This is a genomic window from Pandoraea sp. XY-2 (genome assembly GCF_004193915.1).
In the GTDB taxonomy this organism is placed as follows: domain Bacteria; phylum Pseudomonadota; class Gammaproteobacteria; order Burkholderiales; family Burkholderiaceae; genus Pandoraea; species Pandoraea cepalis.
The window spans coordinates 3474346-3488770 of sequence record NZ_CP030849.1; the positions used below are offsets into that span (position 1 = coordinate 3474346).

Below are 14425 nucleotides of genomic sequence, written 5' to 3' on the forward strand. Positions count from 1 at the left end.
GTAAAATTGCGTCCATCTCGAATCGGTACGCTTTTTTGCTTTCCCGGAGGCCCACATGCGGCGCAAGACCCTTACCCAATATCTCATCGAACAGCAGCGGGAGTTCGACAACATTCCTGCGGAGCTGCGTCTGCTGATCGAGGTGGTCGCGCGCGCGTGCAAGTCGATCAGCCATGCCGTGTCCAAGGGTGCGCTTGGCGGCGTGCTGGGCAGCGCGGGCAGTGAGAACGTACAGGGCGAAGTACAGAAGAAGCTCGACGTGATCTCCAACGAGATCATGCTCGAAGCGAACGAATGGGGCGGGCACCTGGCGGCGATGGCGTCGGAAGAGATGGAAGACGTCTTCCACATTCCTAACCGCTATCCGCAGGGCGAGTATCTGCTGATGTTCGATCCACTTGATGGCTCGTCGAATATCGACGTGAACGTGTCGATCGGCACGATTTTCTCGGTGCTGCGTTGCCCGGAAGGCGTGACGGATCCGACCGAGAAGGACTTCCTGCAACCGGGCACGCAACAGGTCGCGGCCGGTTACGCGGTGTATGGCCCGCAAACGGTACTGGTGCTGACAACGGGGCACGGCGTGAACTGCTTCACGCTCGATCGCGAGATGGGGTCGTGGGTGCTCACGCAGGAAGGCATGCGCATTCCGGAGGACACCAAGGAATTCGCGATCAACATGTCGAACGAGCGTCATTGGCATGCGCCGGTGCAGCGTTACATCAACGAGCTGCTGCAAGGCAAGGAAGGCGTGCGCGGCAAGGACTTCAACATGCGCTGGATCGCCTCGATGGTGGCGGACGTGCATCGCATTCTCACGCGCGGCGGTGTGTTCATGTACCCGGCCGATAAGCGCGATCCGGACAAGCCCGGCAAGCTGCGCATCATGTATGAAGCGAACCCGATGAGCTTCCTGGTCGAACAGGCGGGTGGCGCGGCGACGAACGGCGTGCAGCGCATTCTGGAAATTCAACCGCAAAAGTTGCATGAGCGCGTGGCGGTGTTCCTCGGCTCGAAGCATGAAGTCGAGCGCGTGACGGGCTATCACCTGGAAGCAGGGGCGAAACAGGGCGAATGAAGCGGAATCAAGGCGGATGGATCGTCGTTGCGAAGGCCGCATGACGCGAGCCCATGATTGGGAAAAATGCCTTGCGACGACGAAAGCGCCGAATGTCTGAGATTTCAAAGATTTACGCGTGACTCACGCAAAGACAGCAAAAAATCTTTGGAAAAGGTAGTGACAAACGGGCAAAGTCTGCTATTATCTCACTTCTTCGCAGCGCCGGAGTAGCTCAGTCGGTAGAGCAGCTCATTCGTAATGAGAAGGTCGGGGGTTCGATTCCTCTCTCCGGCACCAGCGACTTAAATCGTTGGATATGACGAAGTCCTTAAAACCCGCATAAGCATTAGCTTTGCGGGTTTTTTGTTTGTTCGCGAGGTACCGTGCAATGCCCCCCAACCTCGAGCAATCTGGGGGCATTTTGGGGGCACAACTGAGCCTCCGGCGACCCATGCCCCCAACAGGCAGGGAGTCGCGATCATGGCACTGACAGACGCTGAAGCTCGCACAGCGAAACCAGCACAAAAGACGTATCGACTTGCCGACGACATCCGAGGGCATCGTCGATACCTCGCTCGATCGATGGCGCCCACGACCGTCTCCCGTCCGCCCTTCCAGTCGCGCCCTAACTCGCTGACACCGCGACTGCGGATATCCCCCGCCGTTCGGCGCATCTCTTAGGCACCGCCGATCCCATTATCGTTCGCCCCGTCCTCATCCTCCGCCGTCCGCGCCATCCACGCGTGATAGCCCGCCACGCCCATCTGCCGCATCAGGGCTTCGTTGCGCGCGAAGATCGCCTCGGCCTCGGGGAACGCCTCGACCGCGCGATCGATGCTCGACTCGCGCAGCAAATGCCATATCGGATACGGCGAGCGGTTCGTGTAGTTCTCCACGTCGTCCGGTGACGTGCCCTCGAATTGATAGTCCGGGTGAAAACTGGCGATCTGCAATTCGCCTTCGAGACGCAACTGCTTGAGCATGCGCTGCGCGAAGAACAAGGCGTCGTTGTACTCGTGAAAATCGAGCAGCGCGCCCGGCATGATCAGCAGCGTCGTGTCCACGCCCCGCGGATCGGCTTGCGCCAACCACTGCAACTCGCGTTCGAGATCGAGCAACGCGCCTTCCGTATCGCATGCGGTGCTCACGGCATAGCGAATCTGTTCCTTGACGTGCACCGCCTTCGCAAACGGGCAAAGATTCAGCCCGATCACCGCGCGTGTGAGCCAATGGCGCGTCGCCGCAATCACGGCCTCAGAGTCCTGCGCTTGCACCGAAGGGGGCGCGGCGTCAGCGGCCGGAAAGGTCTTCTCTGTCATACAAGCATTTGGCGATAAATCATGAATATCGCATTGTAATTCCCAGCGCTTCCCACCCGCATTTCCGCCCGCATTTCCACCCGCATGCCCGCCACCGATAATCCCGGGGCACAAATGCCAAGATCGACCGGCGGCTTATGCGCCACCATGCGGCTTTTCCACCGCCACGTGCCCAACGACTATGCCCGGTCCGTCGTCCATTCCCTCGCCCGCCGCCAGCTCGCCCGAAATCCTCTCGCCCGCCGCCAGCTCGCCCGAAATCCTCTCGCCCGCCCCGCCCGCCATCGGGCGCAACGTAGCGCGCCGCGTCTACAGCATCGATACCGCGCCGTTGACGGCCATGACGCTCAGTCAATTGCTCAACGCCCAGCAGTCGAGCAAATATCGCACCCAGGACATCTGGCGCGCCCTGGTTGACCCGCAAGCCTACGCGAGTCGTGAGTTGCGGCTCGCGTGCGAGAGCGCCTCCCCCAACGGACCGTTGTTCCTCCAGATGGCGACGCTGCTCACCACGCCCGAGGAGGAACGCACCCTGGATCGATTGATCGACGTCGGCATCTTCCTGGTGCCGGCACTCGCCCGGCAACTGCGCGCCGACGACGCCGCCTTGTTGCGAAGCAACGAAGGGCTGAAACTCTGGCTGCAATACGCCGCGTCTCCCACCTGCTATCTGAGCGTGTTCGACGGCTCCGACGTCTTCGGCGAAGCGACCACCAAGAGCCGCGCGCGCATCGACAAGATCCTCCGCGTGCTGGTGGCGGTCGGGCGCGACAAGACCGATGCCACGCCCGCGAACCCGACCGCCACGGCACCTCGCAATCCGCTCGCGCATTTGTGCAGCCAGACCGCCCCGCAGTGGCTGCGCCGCCTGCTCCAACTCGGCGCGTGCGCCGAGCAGATGAACGACCAGGGCATGCCGCTGACGGTGGTGGCCATGCGCGCACAGGCGCTTCGCCTGTACACCGCCGGTCACGATCCCCTTGATCCGCACGACTCACTGCACCAGCTCGCGCAACTGCTCAGGCGGCAGGGTGCGGATCTCGCGCGATCGAATCGGGAAGGCATGCCCGCGCCGGCATTGCTCACGTTCCATGGGCTCTGCGGTGCCGCCGAAGCGTTGCTGGCCGCTGGCGCCGATCCGAACACGCCCGACCGGAACGGCAACACACTGATGCACCATCTCGCGCACGTCGTTCGCTTGCAAGACGACCCGGTAAAGCTCGATTGCGCCTGCCTCGCGCGTCACGCCCTCGCTGTCGCGTCAGGCTACGGCGGCGACATGGACCGAGCCAACCGTGCAGGACAAACGCCTCGCTCTTGGCTTTCCGAACCCTTGTCAACCACCTTGCAAATCGGCGATCAGCGCCTGGAGATCGTCAGAACCACCGCGCGTCGACGGATTCGCGCACTTATCTAGCGCGCCCGTCGGCCGGAGATCCGCCGTCGTCCATCGCACAGCATTCCGACGTGGCCGTCGCAACATGTCGTGAGTCATGCGCCATGCGTCGTGACACGCCGTATTGCGACGCAGGCTCGATGCGCCGCGTTTCACTCGTTGTTGCTATCGCTCACATCTTTCACGCGCTCACGTTTTTCACACACCCATATCCTCCATGCCTCGATCCCCACTGGCGGCGGCGTCCTCTTACGCCGCCCCCTCTTCTTATCCAAGTCCCGCGCCGCTGCTCGATACCCCCGACGTTGTTCCTAACGGGTCACGCGCCGCCGCACCCCCCCTTGCCCTGTCCGAAATGACGCTCGATCGCCTGCTGATCGCCAGGCGAGACGGGCAATGCTCGTCGCAACAGGCGTGGGAAATCCTGATGAACCTGAACACGACGGCGGGTCGAGCGCTACGCGACAGTTGCCTGGCTACCGGCGTGGCGCGTCCCGAGGAAATGGCATTCTCGATGGCCACGCTGTTCTGCATGTCAGCGCAGGACCGCACCCTCGCCAAGCTCGACGAAGCCGGCATCTTCATCGACCGGGCGCGCCGTGAACGATTGCGGCCCGAAGACGCCGCGTTACTGTTGAGCGACGAAGGATTGCAACTCTGGCTCCGGTTCGCGGCGTCGCCTTCGGCCTACCTGAGCGTGTTTGTCGATTCGATTCTGAACGAGGCGCCTCCCGCCGAACCCACGGGCACAATCGCGGCAGCGCTCAGGGTGCTGGTCGCCAGCGGCCGCGATACGACCAACGATGTCGCCGCGTCCGAGATCCCGGGCATCGTCTATCTCCCACTCTCGCACGTGTGCAGCCAGGTCGCTCCCGAGTGGTTACCCGCACTGCTGAGCTTCGGCGCCGACGCCAATCAGCGCACCTCGAACGGTGTGCCACTGGTCGCCACCGCGCTGGCCGCGCAAGCCCAGCGCCTTCACCTGCAAGGCCACGACCTGCTGGTCCCGCACCTGTCGCTCTACCAGTTCGGGGCGATGCTCCAGTCGCATGGCGCCGATCTGTCCCTGCGCTCGCGCACGGGATCGCCCCCCGTCATGTTGCTCGCCCTGAACGGCTATTGCGCAGCCGCCGAAGCGCTGCTCGCCCTGGGTGCGGGCCGCCACAGCGCCGACCGCAACGGCAATACGCTCATGCACTATCTCGCGGCGGTAACGCACCTCCGCCAGCACGCAGTCTGCGCGTTCTTCATGCTCAACCTCGCCATGCGATTCGGCGGAGATCCCGATGAGCCCAACCGTGAAGGCACGACGGCATACGCACTGCTTGGCGAGGGACTCGCGCAGTACCTGCGGCTGAATCACACGATGATTACGCAGGCGCGAGAACGAGCGAAGCGTGGCGTATCGCCCCCCGCGCGACTGTCTGCGCAAAACAGCAACCGCCACGTGCCGCCCTTCGTTATCGCTCTGGCCGCCGAGGCGCGTCGTCTCTGCGAGCAGGGCCACGACCCGCTGCTCCCACACGAAGCACTCGTTCAACTGGGAATGTCTTTCCTGCACGATGGCATCGATATCGGACAGCCGCACCCCGATGGCACGCCCCCTGTACTGTGGCTGGCCCGGCAGGGGTACTGCGGTGCGGCGGAAGTGCTGCTCGCGCTGAATCCGAACGCCAACGTCTGCGAGCCGAACGGTAACACCCTCATGCACGCCCTTTCGGGCGCGACCCGCATCCGGGAGAGCGCCATTTTCGCCGACTATATGCTCACCACGGCATTGCGCTACGGCGGGGATCCTACTTTGCCCAATCGTTGCGGAAACACGGCGCTCTCGTTCCTGTCGGCCGAGCGCACTCGATTCGTACGGGCCAGCTTTGCCTTCGTCACCGAGACGCGCCTCAACGCACAAAGAAAGGTCGCCAACCGTCGCTAGCGCAATGCTCAGTCTCCGGTGACGTGGCTTGCATCACTGACGTTGGTGGCGTCAGTGACGTCGCTTGCCTCGGTCGTAGTGGTCTCGTCGGTCTCATCGGTCTCGTCGGTCTCGTCGGTCTCGTCGGTCTCGTTGATCTCGTTGGTCTCGTTGGTCTCATCGGTCTCGTCGGTCTCGTCGGTCTCGTTGGTCTCGTTGGTCTCGTTGGCCTCGTTGGCCTCGTCGCGCGTGCCCGCCGCGGCCGAGGCCTTGATCGCATCGGTGGCATTCGTGGCGCCGGTCGCACCCGTCGCGCCGATGCGACATTACGCCGCATCCCTATAACATGCATTTGATTTGCATCTTATAATGCGCTCGCCGGGTCCCTAAAGTGATGGTCGTGTTGTGAGCCCTGGGACACCGGCGACCGAATGCCGCACCGAGAATCTTCCGCACAATGAGATCCGGCGGTGCCAATGGAATACCCACAAGTGCGACAAAAAAGATGCATATGAATTGCATCTTACAAACTCAGGAGTTTTTGCCATGCTTTCCGCAGCTTCCCGCCCCTACATCGATGCGAGTGTTCCGGTTTTGCGCGAGCACGGTCTTGCGATCACGCGCCACTTCTACGCGAGCATGTTCGAAGCCCATCCTGAGCTGCGCAATCTCTTCAACATGGGCAATCAAGCCAGTGGCGCGCAGCAACAGTCGCTCGCCTCGGCCGTGTTCGCGTACGCCGCGAACATCGACAACGCCGCGGCGCTGGGGCCGGTGCTCGAGCGTATCGTGCACAAGCACGTGTCGGTCGGCATCACGCCGTCGCATTACCCGATCGTTGGCCGCCATCTGCTCGGCGCCATCAAGGACGTGTTGGGCGACGCCGCCACGCCCGCACTGATCGCCGCGTGGGACGAAGCCTACTGGCTGCTCGCCGGCGAACTGATCGCGGCCGAAGCTCGTTTGTCGGAACGCACGCACTCGCCGCTGGGCGCGCTGCGCGAACTGGTGGTGGCCGATGTCGACCGCGAAACGGATCACATCGTCTCGTACTACCTGAGCACGCCCGAAGGTGGCTCGCCGGGTGAGTTCGCCCCGGGACAATATGTGAGCGTCTCGGTGACGCTGCCGGATGGCCTGCAACAACGCCGCCAATATAGTCTGTCCGACGCACCGCAAGCCGCGCACTGGCGCATCACCGTCAAGGCTGAGGCCGCAGACGAAACGAAGCCGGCCGGTCAGGTCTCGAACTGGCTGCATGCGAATGTGAAGGCCGGCGACCGCCTGCTCGTGAGCGCGCCGTACGGCGAGTTCACGACGTCGCTCGACGACGCTCGCCCGCTCGTGCTGCTCAGCGCCGGCGTCGGTATTACGCCGATGATGTCGATGGTCGCCGCGCTGGCGGCCAAGGGGTCGCGCCGCGAGATTCTGTTCGCGCATGCCGCCCGCCACGGCTCGCATGTCGCCCTGCGCCGTCACCTGACGTTCGCGGCAACGCAACTGCCCAACCTGCGCGTGGCGACGTTCTTCGAAACGCCGCAAAGCCACGAACGCGAAGGCGCCGACTTCAGTTACGCCGGCCGCATGGACATCTCGCGCCTCGCACTGCCTGCCAACGCCGATTACCTGCTGTGCGGCCCGGTGCCGTTCATGCAGACGCAATGGCGCGCCCTGCGTGACGCCGGCGTGCCGGCTGAGCGTCTGCATCGTGAAGTCTTCGGTCCGGACGCGCTCGATCACCTGCTCTGATCCAGCCCCGCGGTAAACGACACGAGGCCCCCGAATTTGGGGGCCTCGTGTCGTTGTGTCATCGAGATGCGGCGCCCCCGCCGCGCGGGCCGCCGCCGATGACACCTCAGTCGATCAGGGCGCCCGAGGCGTCATAGAACGGATGCGAGCCGCCCGCATCGTCGACGAAGGCCAGATGCGAGACCAGCCCGACCTGCGGCGTGAATCGATGCAGTTGGAACGCCGGCGGATCGAGCGCCCACGCGGACGGTCCGCCCTCGCGCAGATCGAGCGCGACCTGGTGGGCCGGTGACGGGCATACGCTCGCAATCGTGCCGGCAAAGCGCGTATGAATCGGCCGATGGACGTGACCGCAAATCAATCGCTCGACGTTGTCGAAGCGGCGCACCACGTCGGCGAGCTTCGCCGCATCGGCGGCGTCGAGCGCCTGAGCGTCCATGTGCTCGATACCACACGCGAAAGGCGGATGGTGCATGGCGATCACCGTCGGCGTGGCGGTATCGCTGGCGAGCGCCGCTTCGAGCCATTGCAGACGCTGGTCGCACAAGCGCCCACCGCCGTTGGGCGGGTCCTGCGTATCGAGCGCCACGAGCCGCAGCGCGCCGAGCGTCGCCGTGTACTGCACGAAGCTGCCCGGCTCGCCGAGATACGTGTGCTCGGGAAACACCTCGCGCAGTGCGTCGCGACCGTCGTGATTGCCGATGATGAGGTAGTACGGGATCTGCAACGGCGCGAGCAAACGACGCAGGTGCTCGTATTCCTCGCGCGCGCCGAAATCGACGAGATCGCCTGTCAGCACAACGAATTCGGGACGCGGTACCAGCGTATTCAGACGCGCCACGCAGCGCTCGAGATAGGCGGCGGTATCCACGCGCCGATAGGCCAGCTTGCCGGGCCGTTTGATGTGAAGGTCGCTGATTTGTGCGAACAGCATGGGCAGTTTATCCGTGAAGCGAAAAGACATGGGCGGCGGGCAGCGACAACCCGACCTGTTCGCCGACGCGACACTCGCGACGGCTGGACACTTCGACCAGCACCGACCCCGCGGCGGACACGCCGCCCAGCGTCAGTCGGGTGCGGTCGCCGAGAAACTGCACTTCCTCGATACGGCCGACGAGCGGCGCATCGGCCGCGGCCACGACCACCGCGTCTTCCGGACGGAAGTACAACTCCTGCACGTCGGCACGCACATTCGGGCAGGCAAAACGGCCGCCTTCCAGATGGAAATGCCCCTCGCGCCACACGCCGGCCAGACGATTGATCGTACCGACGAAGTTGGCCACATGGCGCGAGGACGGTTGATAGTAGATGTCTCGCGGCGCGCCGATCTGCTCGATGCGACCCGCGCTCATCACCACGATACGATCGCCCAACGCCATCGCCTCGTCCTGATCGTGGGTGACGTACACCGTCGTGACCCCCAGGCCACGCAGCAGACGATCCATATCGGCGCGCACCGTCTCGCGCAGCTTGGCGTCGAGGGCCGTGAGCGGCTCGTCGAGCAGCAACACGCGCGGCTCCGGCGCGAGCGCGCGCGCCAACGCCACGCGCTGCTTCTGACCGCCCGAGAGTTGCGCGATCGCGCGCTCGGCGAACGGCGTGAGCTGCACGAGGTCGAGCAGCTCGTTCACGCGCTTGTCGATCTGCGCGGACGGCAGGCCTCGCAGCTTCAGGCCGTACGCGACGTTGCCACGCACGGTGAAGTTCGGGAACAGCGCGTAGTTCTGGAACACCATCCCCACGCGGCGCTTCTCGATGGGCAGACGCGTGACGTCTTCGTCGCCGAAGCGCACGCGGCCGCCGGCGTCGGGCCGCTCCAGTCCGGCAATCATGCGCAGCGTCGTGGTCTTGCCACACCCCGACGGGCCGAGCAACACCAGCGTCTCGCCCGCCCCGATCGTCAGATCGAGGGGCTGCAGTACCGTGGTGCCGTGAAACGTCTTGGCACAGCGTTCGAGATGAATCGGGATGGAAGTCAGTTTCATCGTCATATCCTAAGCATTCGGTGGCGTACTCGCATCCGCCGGATCAAGTGCGGCCACGCGTCGACGTTTTCCCGTTCGACACTTTGGCCCGTTGCGCCGTCATCTGCATGACGACCAGCAACGGCACGATCATCACGAAAAACACCGCGGTGTACGCGCTGCCGATCTCCAGGCGCAGCGACGCGTAAGCGTCCGCCAGCCCCACGGGCAGCGTCTTGGTGTCGGGCGTGTGCAGCATCCATGTCAGGTTGAATTCGCCGAGCGAAAGCGTGACCACGATGAGTGCGGCCGCCACGATCTCGCTGCGAATGTTGGGCAGCACCACCGTCGTGAAGCGCCGCAGGAAACCCGCGCCGAGGCTTGCCGCCCCCTCCTCCATCAGCTTGATGCGCGAGTCGGCGCACGCCGCCGCCACGGCACGCACCATGAACGGCAGCGTGAAGATGACGTGCCCCACGACGATGAACGCCAGACTCTCGCGGAAGCCGCGCATGCCGCCGTACACGCTGATCAGCGCGAGCGCACTTGCCAGCCCTGGCAGCGCAATGGGCAACGTCAGCAGCTCCTCGATCCAGCGCGCCATGCGGCTGCGCCAGCGCGCCAGCACGTAACCGGCCGGCACCCCGAGCAGCGTCACCAGCACAAGCGTGGCGGCGCCAACGTAAATCGAATTCAGAATCGCGTCGTGATAGTCCTGCCAGACCTGGATCACCCATTTGAACGTGAGGCCGGCCGACGGCCCCCGGAAATAGTTCACCGACAGCCCGGCGAGAATCGACATGCCCACCGGCACCAGCAGGAACGCACACATCAGCAGCGTGAGCAGCAGTTGCAGCGTGAAAAGTGTTTTCTTGAGCATGTGAATCAACCTCCGGCGGCGACCGCCTGCCCCGTGAAATTGCGGGCCAGCATGAGCACCGCCCACGTCACCACGCCGAGCACCACCGAGAGCGCCGCCGCCGTCGCCACGTTGGCGTTGAGCGTGAACTCGGTGTAGATGGTCATGGGCAGCACGTCGATGTCGGTCGCCAGCGTAAAGGCCGTGCCGAATGCGCCGACCGAGGTGGCGAAACACATCGCGCCCGACGCGATCAGCGCCGGTGCCAGCGCAGGCAGCGTCACGTCGCGCGCGATGGCGAACGGCCCGGCGCCCAGCGACGCGGCCGCTTCCGTGAGCGAGTGATCGAGCGACTCCGCCGCGGCCATCACGGCGAGGATCACGCGCGGAATCGAGAAATACAGGTAGCCGATGAAAAGCCCGGTGAGCGAGTACGCGAACACGAGTTTGTGGCCAAGGAGTTTCGCCGACAGATCGCCGATGAGCCCCTGACGACCCGCCAGCATGATGACCATGAAGCCGACCACCACGCCGGGAAACGCCAACGGCAGGGTCAGCATCGATACGAGCGCCGATTTCCCCAGGAAGTCGTGACGGGTGAGGAAGAGGCCCGCCACCAGCGATAACGCCAGCGTGGCAAGGGTGACCAGCGCCGAGAGCACGATGGTCTGCCACAGGCTGTCGAGATAACGCGCATTGGTGAGAATGGCACGATAGGTCTCGAACGCGTGACCGTCGCCGCTCACCTGCACCAGGGCAGCCATTGGCAACAGCCAGAACGCCAGAAAGACCGCCAGCGCCGGTAGCAGCAGTGCCACGCGCCAGCCGCGCGGCAGAGTCAGGTCACGCATCGCTTGTTTTGCTCCTCTTCCTCGTTGAACGTCAGGGCGAAACGACCCTGCGTGCTTAGCGCACGTTCTTCAGATACTGTTGACCGAACGCGTCCTGCTGCGCGGCGAGCTTCTGCAAATCGACCGGCTTTACCCGCGCGTAGTCGCTCGCGGGCAAGAACTTGGCGGCAACCTCGGCCGGCATCGTGCTCGCGCGCACCGGACGCAGGAACGCTTGCGCCCAATGCGCCTGGCCCTTGTCGGACAGCGTGTAGTCGATCACCTTCTTGCCGTTGTCCGGGTGCGGGCCGTTCTTCACGAGCGCGATCACGTACGGCAGCGACACGGTACCTTCCTTCGGGATCACGAACTGCACGTTGGCGTGGTCCTTGTAGATGGCACGATAGGCGTTGAAATCGAAGTCGATCAGGATGGGGATCTCACCCGAGAGCACGCGCGCATACGCCGTTTGCTTCGGCACGATCGGGGCGTTCGCCTTGAGCTTCTGGAGATAGCTGATGGCCGGACCGAAGTTGTCCATCGACCCGCCGAGCGCCTGATTGGCGGCAATCGCGGCGGCATAGCCGGCGAATGCGCTGCTCGGATCCAGATAACCCACCATGCCGCGATATTCCGGCTTGAGCAGGTCGGCCCACGACCGCGGCACCGGCTTGCCTTCCAGCGCGTCGCGATTCACGAAGAAGCCGACCGTGCCCGAGTGGATCGTCGTCCACATGCCGTTCGGATCCTTCATGGCGGCCGGCACCTGATCCCAGTTCGCCGGCTTGTACGGCGCGAGCAGGCCCTTCTTCGCCGCTTCGATGGCAGACGTGATGCCCAGGTACACAATGTCGGCCACCGGCGCTTTCTGCTCGGCGATCAATTGCGCAACGGCCTGGCCGGAGTTCTTGTTATCGAGCGGCACGCGAATGCCGGTGTCTTGCGCAATCGCCTTGACCTGACCGGCCCAGTCGGCCCATTCCGGCGGGCAGTTGTAGCAGATGGCTGTCTGCTGGGCCTGCGCGGCGCCAGCGCCGAGCAGGGTGAAGAGCGCCAGCGTGCGGGCGGCGCGGGTGATCCAAAGCTTCATGTTGGTAAGCTCCTGAATGTCTGAGCGTTGGCGGAACTCACGTGCCGCCGGATATGTGCGGGCCTCGTGCCCGGATGCCTGATTGCCTTGGCCGGCGCTGAACTCTCTTTCCGGAGCCAGTCGTCGGCCGCTTTCCTTGCGACTACCTTCCCTTCAAAACCGTGCAATACCGTTCGATGGCGCGTCTCACCCCCGCCGGCGCGGCGGTGCCGACACCGTGCCGCCGCGGCGAATCTCGTGCGGCAGAATCAGCGCATGGCCGAGTGAGGCGTCGTGCGAGGGCGTCGCGCCGGCGCGCGCGTCGATCTGGGCGAGCAGGCGTTGCGCCGCATGACGGCCGATGTCCACACTCGGCTGCACGACAGTCGCCAGCGTCGGCGAGAGCAGCTCGCCCACCCCCAGCCCGTCGAAACCCAGCACCGACATATCGTCGGGCACCCGCAGCCCCGCCTCGCGCAGGGCGCGCATCACGCCAAGGGCGAGCAGATCGTTGGAGCAAAACAGTGCCGTGGGACGCGCGCCGTCGCGCTCGCGCTGCGCCAGCCATTCGCGCACCCGCTCGCCACGGGCCCCGCTGTTGAAGTCGATCTCAAAGGCCGGCCGCGGCGTCAGCCCAGCGGCTTGCATGGCATCGCCGTAGCCGAGATAGCGGCGCTTGGCGCGGTCGGATGCGTGCAACGCACCCGTCACCATCACGATGTCGCGATGACCCGCCTCGATCAGCATGGCCACCCCCTGCGCGGCAGCGGTCCGATTGTCCACGGAGACGCACGGACGCTCCGGGGCATCGTTATAGACGAGTTGGCATGCCACGCCTTCCGCCGCGATATCGTCGAGCAGCGCGCTGTGCTCGGCATCGGCCAGCGTCAGCAGCAGGCCATCGACGCGCTGTTGCAGCAAGGTCTCGATGGCGTTGCGCTCGCGCTCCGGGTCGTATTGGGTGGTAACGAGCAACAACCGTCGGCCCGTGCCGTCGATGGCCGCTTCAATGCCTTCCAGGCAATCGGCAAAGACCGGGTTGCCCAGCGTGGGCAGCATCACGCCGATCAGTCCCGTGCGCTCGCCGCGTAACTGTCGGCCAAGCGCATTGGGACGAAATTTGAGCTCGGCGGCAGCCGCCTGCACGCGTGCCAGCGTCTCGGGACGCACCAATCGAGGCGAATTGAGCGCGCGCGATACCGTCGCAATCGAACACCCCGCGCGCTGCGCCACGTCCCGAATATCTGCCACGCTAGTCTCCCTTGTGTCGTGCCGTCGACATTTGCCGTTGACGGATTTTTTGCAAATGTAAACGTTTACGAAAACGTTTTCACTTCGGGATTCTATGGAGACAATGTGATGGATTCATGACATCGCCCCGAAAAATGGCAAGGAACGACAACGGGCAGACACCGCCGGCAATTCGCCCGTCCAGCCCTGGCTCGCATTACCCGGCGTGGTCGACACGAGCGGCACGCCGGACCCCGGGATGCCGCCTATACTGAAATTCCCCTGCCCGAAGGGGCATGACGGCACCCTCTCCCTCCACGACCGGGATCGGCCATGAACGACTATCACTTCCTCACCTTGTGGCGGCTCACCGCGCCGCTGGACGAAGTCTGGGACGCGATTCGCGACGTCGACCACTGGGCACGGTGGTGGCCGTGCGTGCGCGACGTGCGCACGCTTGATCCGGGCGACGCGCAAGGCGTGGGCGCGGTGCGTGTGCTGACCTGGCACGGTGCGCTGCCCTACACGCTCACCATCGAGACGCGCGTCACGCACGTCGACCCGATGCGCGAGGTGCGCAGTGTCGCATCAGGCGAGCTGGAAGGCACCGGCGTGTGGTGCTTCGACACGGAAGGGCCGATCACGGCCGTGCGCTATGCCTGGGACGTGCATACGGAGCGCGCCTGGATGAACAAGCTCGCGCCCATTGCCCGTCCGCTGTTCCGCTGGAATCACAACTACGTCATGCGACGTGGCGGCGAAGGCCTCGCGGCATTGCTCAACGCCCATCTGGTCGAGTGCCTCGACACCGACCTGCCGCCCGCCGCCATCGGCGAAGCACGCGATGCGCGCGACCTGCGCGAAGCGCGCACACGAATGAGCCACGACGCGCACCACTGAGTCTGGCTGCTGTTCCTTGCCGCCCCTGCTATTCCAATCAGGAATAGACACCACGTTAGTTTTCATTATTTTTTATATAACCGGATGCCTAGACTGGAGGGCATCCGGCGGTTGTGCGCTTGCGTTCACGCCCTCGC

General features: G+C 64.4%; 14 protein-coding genes and 1 tRNA gene. 7 read left to right on the plus strand and 8 right to left on the minus strand.

What is annotated here, in order from left to right:
* Positions 1-55 precede the first annotated feature (55 nt).
* The gene (locus DRB87_RS15610) at positions 56-1078 is read left to right on the plus strand and encodes a class 1 fructose-bisphosphatase (RefSeq protein ID WP_130026552.1); all 1023 of its coding nucleotides are present in this window, start codon (positions 56-58) and stop codon (positions 1076-1078) included.
* 203 nt (positions 1079-1281) lie between these two features.
* Positions 1282-1357 (plus strand) — tRNA-Thr (locus DRB87_RS15615).
* A gap of 380 nt (positions 1358-1737) precedes the next feature.
* Here DRB87_RS15615 and DRB87_RS15620 read toward each other — a convergent pair.
* Both DRB87_RS15620 and DRB87_RS23085 read right to left on the minus strand, forming a co-directional pair.
* Positions 1738-2379, minus strand: a complete 642-nt coding sequence (locus tag DRB87_RS15620; RefSeq protein WP_240756017.1) for a DUF1415 domain-containing protein — start codon at positions 2377-2379, stop codon at positions 1738-1740.
* Positions 2376-2528: a hypothetical protein gene (locus DRB87_RS23085; protein WP_165385335.1), complete on the minus strand. Its 153-nt coding sequence runs from the start codon at positions 2526-2528 to the stop codon at positions 2376-2378. The genes DRB87_RS15620 and DRB87_RS23085 overlap by 4 nt, the downstream gene beginning before the upstream one ends.
* A gap of 32 nt (positions 2529-2560) precedes the next feature.
* Between DRB87_RS23085 and DRB87_RS15625 the strand changes: the two genes are divergently transcribed.
* The 4 genes from DRB87_RS15625 (at position 2561) to hmpA (ending at position 7436) form a co-directional block, all read left to right on the plus strand.
* Entirely contained in the window at positions 2561-3796 is a 1236-nt protein-coding gene (locus tag DRB87_RS15625) for a hypothetical protein (RefSeq protein ID WP_130026553.1), read from the plus strand.
* A gap of 334 nt (positions 3797-4130) precedes the next feature.
* Positions 4131-5708 carry a hypothetical protein gene (locus DRB87_RS15630; RefSeq protein WP_165385336.1) on the plus strand — a complete coding sequence of 526 codons (1578 nt, stop codon included), beginning with the start codon at positions 4131-4133 and terminating at the stop codon, positions 5706-5708.
* A 54-nt stretch (positions 5709-5762) separates the two neighbouring features.
* Entirely contained in the window at positions 5763-6032 is a 270-nt protein-coding gene (locus DRB87_RS23090; protein WP_165385337.1) for a hypothetical protein, read from the plus strand.
* Between the two features lie 201 nt (positions 6033-6233).
* Positions 6234-7436, plus strand: coding sequence for an NO-inducible flavohemoprotein (gene hmpA / locus DRB87_RS15640; protein WP_130026555.1), 1203 nt, complete (start codon positions 6234-6236; stop codon positions 7434-7436).
* Positions 7437-7542: 106 nt separating this feature from the next.
* Here hmpA and DRB87_RS15645 read toward each other — a convergent pair whose 3' ends face one another.
* The 6 genes from DRB87_RS15645 to DRB87_RS15670 form a co-directional block, all read right to left on the minus strand.
* Entirely contained in the window at positions 7543-8370 is an 828-nt protein-coding gene (locus DRB87_RS15645) for a phosphodiesterase (RefSeq protein ID WP_130026556.1), read from the minus strand.
* Positions 8371-8377: 7 nt separating this feature from the next.
* Complete coding sequence (locus DRB87_RS15650; protein WP_130026557.1) at positions 8378-9421, minus strand: ABC transporter ATP-binding protein; 1044 nt, start codon at positions 9419-9421, stop codon at positions 8378-8380.
* 43 nt (positions 9422-9464) lie between these two features.
* A complete protein-coding gene (locus DRB87_RS15655) occupies positions 9465-10346 on the minus strand; it encodes an ABC transporter permease (RefSeq protein ID WP_370363098.1) in 882 nt (293 codons plus the stop codon).
* Positions 10286-11110 (minus strand): ABC transporter permease, encoded by an 825-nt coding sequence (locus DRB87_RS15660; protein ID WP_130026559.1) that lies wholly within the window; start codon positions 11108-11110, stop codon positions 10286-10288. Before DRB87_RS15660 ends, DRB87_RS15655 begins: the two co-directional genes overlap by 61 nt.
* A gap of 55 nt (positions 11111-11165) precedes the next feature.
* The gene (locus DRB87_RS15665; RefSeq protein WP_017234224.1) at positions 11166-12179 is read right to left on the minus strand and encodes an extracellular solute-binding protein; all 1014 of its coding nucleotides are present in this window, start codon (positions 12177-12179) and stop codon (positions 11166-11168) included.
* Between the two features lie 186 nt (positions 12180-12365).
* Positions 12366-13409 (minus strand): LacI family DNA-binding transcriptional regulator, encoded by a 1044-nt coding sequence (locus DRB87_RS15670; protein ID WP_130026560.1) that lies wholly within the window; start codon positions 13407-13409, stop codon positions 12366-12368.
* A gap of 312 nt (positions 13410-13721) precedes the next feature.
* Here DRB87_RS15670 and DRB87_RS15675 point away from each other — a divergent pair, with 312 nt between their 5' ends.
* A complete protein-coding gene (locus tag DRB87_RS15675) occupies positions 13722-14288 on the plus strand; it encodes an SRPBCC family protein (protein ID WP_130026561.1) in 567 nt (188 codons plus the stop codon).
* The last annotated feature ends 137 nt before the right edge of the window (positions 14289-14425 follow it).